This is a genomic window from Yersinia sp. LJYL362 (assembly GCF_048323875.1).
Map to the genome: position 1 here is coordinate 1 of NZ_JBLWEX010000070.1, position 9,451 is coordinate 9,451.

Below are 9,451 nucleotides of genomic sequence, written 5' to 3' on the forward strand. Positions count from 1 at the left end.
ATCTGGGTGGTACCAAAATAGAAGTTATTGCTTTAGCAAATGATGGGCTGGAGCTTTTCCGTAAAAGGGTCGACACCCCACGCCATGATTATCAAAAAACCTTGCAGGCAATTGCGGGATTAGTCGCCGATGCAGAAAAGGCTACTGGGGAGCAGGGCAGTGTTGGCGTGGGTATCCCCGGGACACTTTCTCCTTTCACCGGGAAGGTGAAAAATGCCAATTCAGTTTGGCTGAATGGACAAGAGTTGGATAAAGACCTGTCAACGCTTCTCTCTCGCCCGGTGCGTCTGGCGAATGATGCCAACTGTCTTGCTGTATCTGAAGCAACAGATGGTGCAGGTGCTGGAAAGCATCTGGTATTTGCAGTCATTATTGGTACGGGTTGTGGTTCAGGTATTGCCATTGATGGGCGTGTGCATGCTGGTGGTAATGGTATTTCCGGTGAGTGGGGCCATAACCCATTGCCGTGGCAGGATGACGAAGAGCGGCAGTATCAGCAGGAAGTAGCTTGTTATTGTGGGAAATCAGGCTGTATTGAGACTTTTGTCTCCGGAACGGGGTTTGCTACGGATTATTTTCGCCTGAGTGGTCAACCACTTAAGGGCCATGAGATCATGGCGTTAGTTGAACAAGGTGATGTGTTGGCTGAGCAGGTAATGGTCAATTACGAGCGTCGCTTGGCCAAATCATTAGCCCATGTTATCAACCTATTTGATCCTGATATTGTGGTATTAGGCGGCGGGATGAGCAATGTCGACCGCCTATATAAAACATTGCCTGTGTTAATTAGCCCTTGGGTATTTGGCGGCGAGTGCGAAACCCCGGTTCGTAAAGCTGTGCATGGGGATTCTAGTGGGGTGCGCGGGGCCGCTTGGTTGTGGCCGGCCCTTCGTCCTTGACGCCACAGCGTTGTTAGCTGTGCTAGTGCACCCGAATCACTTACTTATAGTTGATCTTAGTTATAAATAAGTTCATCGGGATTTGCTCGCTTGTTGCGTGGCTGCAACTCTAAATGCTTAGTCTTGATTGACTCGGAAGATGTTATCTAAGCGGCTAACACCCAATCCGTTGACTTTTTTCACTTTAATTTGCACTGGGATTCTGTCTTTCATCGCCTCGACATGGCTAATAACGCCAATGGTTTTGCCCGATGCATTCAGGCTATCCAGGGCATCGAGTGCCGTATCCAGTGTCTCCGCATCCAAGGTACCGAAGCCTTCGTCGAGAAATAGGGAATCAATACTGGTTTTATGGCTGACCAGATCTGATAGCGCCAAAGCCAGAGCTAAGCTGACCAGGAAGCTTTCTCCCCCTGACAAGGTGCGGGTGTCACGGATAGCATCCGCTTGCCAGGTATCCACCACTTGTAGTTCCAGCGCGTCACTGGTTTTACGCTGCAATTGATAGCGCCCATGTAGGCGGCTGAGTTGGTTGTTTGCCAGATAGACCAAATGATCGAGTGTCAAGCCTTGGGCAAACTTGCGGAATTTATCACCTTCTTTAGAGCCAATTAAGTGATTGAGATAGCTCCAGTCATCATATTGTTGCTGGCTATGTTCAATTTGCTCAAACAGTGCATGTTGGTTGCGGCGGCGAATTATGTCGCTTTCTAGCTGATTGCGTAACTCACCTTGCCGTAAGGTATTGGCTTTCAGTTGAGCCAGTAATTGTTCTGATTGCCGCTGTAATACCGCCAACTCAGATGTCTGGTCGACGCCATCAGGGCAAGATTGTATCAGTTGAGCCAATGCTTCACTGGCTTGTTGGTGACGGATATTGGCCTGTTGCTGGCGCTCACTCAGTTGCTGTTGCAATTGCTGCAAACGCTGCCTTTCTTCCTCACTCAGGAGCGCGGCGGTTAAGGCTGCCTCATCATCAAATTCACTACTTGCCAGTGCTTGTCGTAATTCAGCTTGGGCTGTAGTGACTCGTTGTTGATTTTGTTTGCACTGCTGTTCTAGCCCCGTCAGTTCGCCGGAGAGCAAGTTAAGTTGAGATTGTGCCTGTTGCAGGGCTTGTGCTGTATTTTGTTGGGCCAGTTCTACTTTTTTCTGTTGTTGGCGCAATAACTGACGGGCTTCAACCACGCTGCGGTCACCAAATAGCGCCTGACGTTGTTGCTTTTGTTGCTGCAACAGTGTCTCAGTTTGCTGATATTGTTGTGTGAGTATGGACAACTGATCAATGCACTCTTGCAAGTGGCGACGTTCATTTTCAATTTGCGTTTCCAGTGCTTTTTGCCCCAGCGCCAACTGTTGTTGTTCCTGCTGATACTGGTGCCAGCGTTGATTTTCCTCTTCCCGCAGTGCCAGCCAGCTCTGTTGTTGGTCTGCTTCAGGCATTGATAGCGATAATTCAGCCAGAGCATGGCTAAAGTCTTGGCGTGTTTTTGCCAATTCAACCAGTTGGTGTTGATGCTGTGCATGCAACTTTTGGTGCGCTTGCTCGGCATCTTGTCGGCGCTGACTAATTAGGGCCAATTGCTGCTGATGTTTTTGTAGCTGCTGTTCTGCTTGAGTCAGAATATCTTTAGCTTGTTGATATTGTTGATTCAATCGTTCATATTCCGCCAGTTTTAGCTGACAGGTTTGCTCTGATTGTTCTTGTTGTTCCAACCAGGTTATTAAGGTCTCAGGTTCATTCAACGCAAATGTTAGCGTTAATGTTTGAGTCAGTGCATGCCATTGCTGGTGATAATCTGTCAGTTGCTGCTGGCTGTGCTGTAACTCTTGCTCCAGACGCAACTGTTGTTGCTGCATGCTTGCGACCTGAGTGCGTAATTCAGTTCCCGCAGTGAAAAGTTGTTCAACCTGAAGCCGCAGTTCTTCTACTCGCACTGCCGTTTCTGAGGGTTTTACTGCCTGATACTCAGTAATGGCTGGGTGATCCAATGCACCACATAATGGGCATGCTTCTCCTGGTTGCAGTTTGGCTCTTTCAGACTCTAACCGGACGATTTGTTTTTCGCGTTCCAGCAAAGTTTCCAGATCAGTCAGATGCTGTTTGTGTTGTTTATATAACTGACGTTTTTCTGCTAGCTGTTGTTCGAGTAATTGTAGTTGCTGCTGCTGGGCAACAAACTGCTGTTGCTGTTTATCATGCAACGCCTGAACTTGCTGCGCCAATGGCGATAATGCCGCTAATTGCTGTCGCACCGGCCGTTGTTGTTGTAGCTCGATGAGTTGCTGGCGTAACTGCGCGGAGGGCTGTTGTTGCTCAAGTGCTGACAATTGTTGCTGAATACTACCGGTCTGCGAGTGGGCTTGTACTAATGCAGCTTGTTGCTGTTTATCTTGTTCATTCAGTGTGTCAATTTGCTGTTGTAAGGTCGCCAGTAACGTGGCCTGCTGTTGCAATTGCTGTTCGCTTTCAACTGATTGTTGTTGCTGCATTTGTAATTGGCGGAACTGCTCACGCCACAAAGGTAGGTTTTTTTCCCAGTGTTGATGGTGGGCATGCTGCTGGGTGTACTCAGTCAGTTGTTGCAGGCGCTGGTGAGCTAGCTTGGACTGTTGTTCATTCAGTTCAAGTTGCTGTTTACTTTGCTGTTTTTTGGTGCGTAACTGTTCCAGTTGCGTACCTAGTAGCATTAATGAGTGTTGCTGCTGAGCAATAAGGTTATCCAGCGGAACGACTTTTTGCTCGATCAGTATTTCTTGCTCATGCTGATGAGTTGCGTGTTGCTGGCGGGCAAGATTGGCTTGCTCCAGCGCCTGAGCTAGTGGCGTCAGTTGTGTTTGAAGTTGCTGTTGCTGCTGCGTCAGTGTGGTGATGCGCAGTTGTATCTGCTGCAAATCCCGTAGGCTACGGGAACACTCGCGTAATAGGGGGCGTAACTTTTCTGCTGGTTCACTACGGGCCAATCGTTGCAGTTCGGGTTGTACTTGCAGATATTCTTGCTCAATGATTTTCTGCTGCTGTTGATATTCCAACACATTTTTTTGCTGTTGCTGCCATCCGGTGAGCCAATTTATTTGCTTTTGATTTACCCGCTGTTCTGAAGCAAGCTGCTTTTCTTGTTCACCGAGTACCTCTAATTGTTGCGCCAGATCTGCACGCTGTTCTTCATTTAGCAGTTCAATACCGCTGGCGCGTTGATGCAATGCATCTAGTGCGATCTTGGCTTGCTTATGTTGCTCAAATACGTGTTCAGATAACCGACCATAGATGTCCGTGCCGGTTAACTCTTCCAATAATTCCGCGCGATCATTGGCATCAGCATTGAGAAATGCAGCAAATTGCCCCTGTGACAGCATCATCGATTTGGTAAAGCGGCCAAAATCCAGCCCGGTGATTGCGGCAACCATATCAAGCTTATCGCGCACTTTATCGGCCAGAATCTTGCCGTTTTCGCATAGCGCCAACTCAACTTTAGGCGCTTGCAGATTTCCTTCCGGGCTATTTTTAGCGCGCCGTTGGCTCCAGAAAGCACGATAACGCGTTCCTTTTACCTCAAACTCGACTTCAGCCAGTGACTCCGCCGTGTGGCGAGTCATCAGTTCGTTTTGGCTGGGGGTGACATTCAACCGCGGGGTCTGGTGGTATAACGCGAGACAAATGGCATCGAGCAGAGTGGTTTTCCCTGCCCCAGTCGGGCCGGTTATCGCGAATAAACCGTTGCTGGCAAAAGGTTCGGCGGTGAAATCTATCTTCCATTCACCCTGTAGAGAATTAATGTTTTTCAGCCGTAGACTTAAAATTCTCATGCAGATTGCTCCTCTGCGGTATCTTTACCTTGTGTGATATCTTCAACCACCAGATTAAACATCTGTCGCATGCGCTCTTGGCGTGGTTCGGCTAAATCCGCCTCTAGCGCCAGCCGGCGTTCAAATACATCAGTGACACTCAGTTCATTGAGTGTTTCCTTTTCCTGCCGCTCAATACTGTTATTACGCTGTTCTTTACTGCGGCGTAAGAGTACCACCTCAACGGGGAGTTCTGCGGCTAATGCCTGAATTCGTCTTTGAATATCAGTGAGATAATCTTGTGTGGCAACTTCGATATCCAGCCACACCGGTAACCCCTGGTGGTCGGAAAATTTAGTCAACTGTTGCTCAATTTGCGCTAAGTCGCCTTTGATTAATTGCATTGGCTGAAATTGTGGGATGAAGATTGGGGTCACTGAGGCTAATGTCTGCTGGGCAAACTCCACCAGATAAACACTTTTCTCTTTGCTCAACTCATCAAAACTCAGGGCAATTGGCGAGCCGCTATAACGGATATGTTCGGTTTTTGCTACTTGCTGAGCACGGTGAATATGGCCCAGAGCAATATAATCTGCCGGGGGGAAAGCGTGGGCTGGGAAAGCATCCAATGTGCCGATGTAAATATCACGAACTGAGTCCGAGGCAGTGACACCCACCGTAGTGAGGTGCCCGGTGGCAATAATCGGCAAGGGCAGGCCTAACTCGGTACGCAGCTCGATGGCTCGCTGGTAGAGCGCCTGATAGTGGGCAGCAATTGCTTCCTGTAACGCCAGCTGTTTCTGTCCACCGGATTCACCCGCCTGGCTGGTGACCAGATCCCGTGGACGTAAAAAGGGAATCGCGCACAGCAGTGCCGCAGGGTGATTTTGGCGGTCTTTCAAAATAATAACCTGTTGCTCCAGATTGCTGCTGGCGCAGGAAATGACTGTGGTATTCAAATAAGAAAGCAAGCCGCGAGATTCATTCAGCGTTGATACTGAATCATGGTTGCCCCCCAGAACAACCAACTGACAGTTCGTCGGTTGTAGTTCAACCACGAAACGGTTATATAGCTCACGTGCATAGCTGGGTGGGGAGCCGGTATCAAAAATATCACCCGCCACAATCAGCGCATCTACCTGATTTTCTTTGATCTGTTCTATGAGCCAGCGCAGGAATGCCTGATGTTCAGCCGCACGGCTTTTGGTAAAGAAATTTTGGCCCAAATGCCAGTCAGAGGTATGAATAATGCGCATAAATCTCCCGCTCGGGCAGGTCGCCGTTTAAAGATAATGGCGCTGATTATAAACGCTGCCTGCTGGATGTCGCGGCTAAAAAAAGGCTGTGAGGGAAATCTCCGAGACGCCTCGCAAACTTGAGTGCTGCATTTTGCATTTATCATGAAATTTATCACTATGCTTATTGCTTGCAAGAGGGTGATGTTTTTCATAAAAATGTCACAAAACTGACGCATAATGACTTCCGAAATCAAATAGTGACCACTAACTTACTGGCAGGGTTGATGATGGCAAGACGCATACTGGTAGTTGAAGATGAAGCACCAATCCGTGAGATGGTGTGCTTTGTGTTGGAACAGAATGGCTACCAACCGTTAGAAGCCGAGGATTACGACAGTGCCGTAACTCGTTTGTCCGAGCCTTACCCTGATTTAGTGTTGCTGGACTGGATGTTACCTGGCGGCTCGGGGATTCAGTTTATTAAGCATATGAAACGTGAAGCTCTGACCCGAGATATTCCGGTGATGATGCTGACAGCGCGTGGCGAAGAAGAAGACAGAGTGCGTGGTTTGGAAGTGGGTGCGGATGACTATATTACCAAGCCTTTTTCACCCAAAGAGCTGGTGGCGCGCATCAAAGCGGTTATGCGCCGGATATCGCCAATGGCGGTTGAAGAAGTGATTGAAATGCAAGGGTTGAGCCTTGATCCCTCCTCGCATCGAGTTATGGCCAATGAGCAAGCGTTGGATATGGGGCCGACCGAATTTAAATTATTGCATTTTTTCATGACTCACCCGGAGCGTGTTTACAGCCGTGAACAGTTGCTTAATTATGTTTGGGGCACTAACGTTTATGTAGAAGATCGCACCGTTGACGTGCATATTCGTCGGCTACGTAAGGCGCTGGAAATTGATGGCCATGACAGAATGGTACAAACTGTCCGGGGAACCGGATACCGTTTCTCAACGCGCTACTGAGTTTTCAGTGCCGGAGAATTCGTTGTGTTAGAACGTTTATCATGGAAAACGCTGGCTTTAGAGCTGGCTCTTTTTTGTCTGCCCGCATTACTGTTAGGTGCCTTTATCGGGTACCTTCCCTGGCTATTATTAGTCTCGGTTATTGCGGCGCTGGTGTGGAATTTCTATAACCAACTCAAGTTGTCACACTGGCTGTGGTTAGACCGCAGCATGACGCCACCTTCAGGGCGTTGGAGTTGGGAGCCTTTATTTTACGGCTTGTACCAGATGCAACTGCGAAATCGCCGCCGGCGTCGTGAGTTGGCTTTACTTATCAAACGCTTCCGCAGTGGTGCTGAGTCTTTACCTGATGCGGTGGTTATGACGACCATTGATGGCAATATTTTCTGGTGTAATGGTTTGGCTCAGCAATTACTCGGCTTCCGTTGGCCGGAGGATAACGGCCAACATATTCTCAACTTGCTGCGTTATCCCGAATTTAGTCAATATTTGCAACAACAAGAATTTTCCCGCCCATTGACCCTGCAACTCAATAATGGTTATTACGTTGAGTTCCGTGTGATGCCTTATTCAGAAGGGCAATTGCTTATGGTGGCTCGTGATGTTACCCAAATGCGTCAGTTGGAAGGGGCGCGGCGTAATTTCTTTGCCAATGTGAGCCACGAACTGCGCACTCCCTTGACGGTGTTACAGGGATATCTGGAAATGATGCACGACCAAGAGTTGGTCGGGCCATTACGAGATAAAGCGCTAGGGACGATGCAAGAACAGACCAAGCGCATGGATGGGCTGGTAAAACAATTATTGACGTTATCGCGAATTGAAGCAGCACCTAATGTGGATATGAATGAGCAGGTCGATATTCCGCGCATGCTGAAAATGCTACAACACGAAGTGCAAGCGCTGAGTAATGGGCGTCATGAGATCACCTTCCGAATTAATGAGCAATTGAAGGTATTCGGTAACGAAGATCAACTGCGCAGTGCGGTTTCCAATCTGGTTTATAATGCAGTCAATCACACCCCTGATGGCACCAAAATTGAGGTGTGCTGGCAGCGAACACCTCAAGGGGCACAATTTCAGGTGAGTGACAATGGACCGGGTATTGGCCCTGAACATGTGCCACGCCTGACCGAGCGCTTCTATCGGGTGGACAAAGCCCGCTCACGACAAACCGGGGGTAGTGGCTTGGGGTTGGCAATTGTGAAGCATGCTTTGAGCCATCACGATGCGCGTTTGGATGTGATGAGTGAAATCGGTCTGGGGACGAGATTTATCTTTACCTTACCGAATCGGTTGATTGTTCCGACGGTTTTAACCGAGAATGCAGTCAAATCCTAAGACTGTATGGATATCAAACTGATGAGATGGGGAAAACTGGCGCTGTTGCATGCTCTGCTAGGGTTTAGCTGCGGCGTCCTGGCACTCCCTGTCGCGGTATCGCCAGCCACAGTGGTCGATGCGCCAAAGCCAGATACTCTGTCTGGTAATCTTTCCAGTGTCGGTTCTGACACTTTAGCTAACTTGATGTCTTTATGGGCTGATGATTTCAATCATCATTACCCCGGCGTTAATTTGCAAATACAGGCGGCAGGTTCCTCAACCGCTCCCGCGGCACTGGCAGCAGGGGCCGCTCAACTCGGCCCGATGAGCCGGCCAATGAAAGCGGCTGAAATCACGGCATTTACTGAACGTTATGGCTATCCACCACTTGCTATTCCTGTCGCAGTGGATGCATTGGTGGTTTTTGTCCATCAGGATAATCCACTGGATAAACTCACCTTATCTCAGCTTGATGCTGTATTTTCGCAAAATCGTCGCTGCGGGGAATCTCATCGCATCCAACGTTTTGGCGAACTTGGGCTAAAAGGGCGCTGGGCTGAACGCTCGATACAACGCTATAGCCGAAATTCTGCCTCCGGTACCTATGGCTTTTTCAAACAACTGGTACTGTGTGGTGGTGATTTTTCAAATAATATCAATGAATTGCCTGGGTCAGCTTCCGTGGTGCAAGCTGTCGCTGGTTCACTGAATGGTATGGGTTACGCCAGCATTGGTTTTCGAAACAGTGGTGTTAAGCCATTGTCTTTGTCGGCGAACGACCAGGATTATGTGATGCCAACGGCTGAGAATGTTAAAGATGGCCGCTACCCCCTATCTCGCTATCTGTATATTTATATCAATAAAGCACCGGGCAAGCCGTTGGAGCCGTTGACTGCGGCCTTTCTTGAGCGCGTTTTGTCACCAGAAGGGCAAAAGCGCGTGACTCATGACGGCTATTTGCCCTTGCCCCCTGAGATCCTGAATCACACTCGAAAAGAGTTGGGTTTTACCTATTAATTTGGCGGATTATTAGCGTGTATCTGCCGTAATCTGTTAACGGTTGGATATAAATGATACAAATCATATGATGTGTATTTCTCGAAATCTGGCATGATTAACTGCTTTTTAAATATTGTATGGATGAAGACTCTGCTTTTGTGATCCCGACTTGCCTTTCTCCGCTATAAACGGTCTACTTACCGCCGTTGTTGGCCTATTCCACCTGCAA

Annotated in this window: 6 protein-coding genes; 4 read left to right on the plus strand and 2 right to left on the minus strand. The window is 48.6% G+C overall.

Going from position 1 to position 9,451, the window contains the following annotated elements:
• Positions 1-2: 2 nt before the first annotated feature.
• Positions 3-899: a fructokinase gene (gene mak, locus ACNSO8_RS02930; RefSeq protein WP_418393775.1), complete on the plus strand. Its 897-nt coding sequence runs from the start codon at positions 3-5 to the stop codon at positions 897-899.
• A 117-nt stretch (positions 900-1,016) separates the two neighbouring features.
• Here mak and ACNSO8_RS02935 read toward each other — a convergent pair whose 3' ends face one another.
• Both ACNSO8_RS02935 and sbcD read right to left on the minus strand, forming a co-directional pair.
• Complete coding sequence (locus ACNSO8_RS02935; protein WP_418393776.1) at positions 1,017-4,706, minus strand: AAA family ATPase; 3,690 nt, start codon at positions 4,704-4,706, stop codon at positions 1,017-1,019.
• Positions 4,703-5,941 (minus strand): exonuclease subunit SbcD, encoded by a 1,239-nt coding sequence (gene sbcD, locus ACNSO8_RS02940; protein WP_418393777.1) that lies wholly within the window; start codon positions 5,939-5,941, stop codon positions 4,703-4,705. Before sbcD ends, ACNSO8_RS02935 begins: the two co-directional genes overlap by 4 nt.
• A gap of 269 nt (positions 5,942-6,210) precedes the next feature.
• Between sbcD and phoB the strand changes: the two genes are divergently transcribed.
• From phoB to ACNSO8_RS02955, 3 genes are read left to right on the plus strand one after another with little or no spacing between them, the layout of a single operon-like run.
• On the plus strand, positions 6,211-6,900 hold the full coding sequence (phoB, locus tag ACNSO8_RS02945; RefSeq protein WP_026018045.1) for a phosphate response regulator transcription factor PhoB: 690 nt from the start codon (positions 6,211-6,213) through the stop codon (positions 6,898-6,900).
• Between the two features lie 24 nt (positions 6,901-6,924).
• Entirely contained in the window at positions 6,925-8,241 is a 1,317-nt protein-coding gene (gene phoR, locus ACNSO8_RS02950; RefSeq protein WP_005160583.1) for a phosphate regulon sensor histidine kinase PhoR, read from the plus strand.
• Between the two features lie 21 nt (positions 8,242-8,262).
• A complete protein-coding gene (locus ACNSO8_RS02955; protein ID WP_050333974.1) occupies positions 8,263-9,240 on the plus strand; it encodes a PstS family phosphate ABC transporter substrate-binding protein in 978 nt (325 codons plus the stop codon).
• Positions 9,241-9,451: the final 211 nt, after the last annotated feature.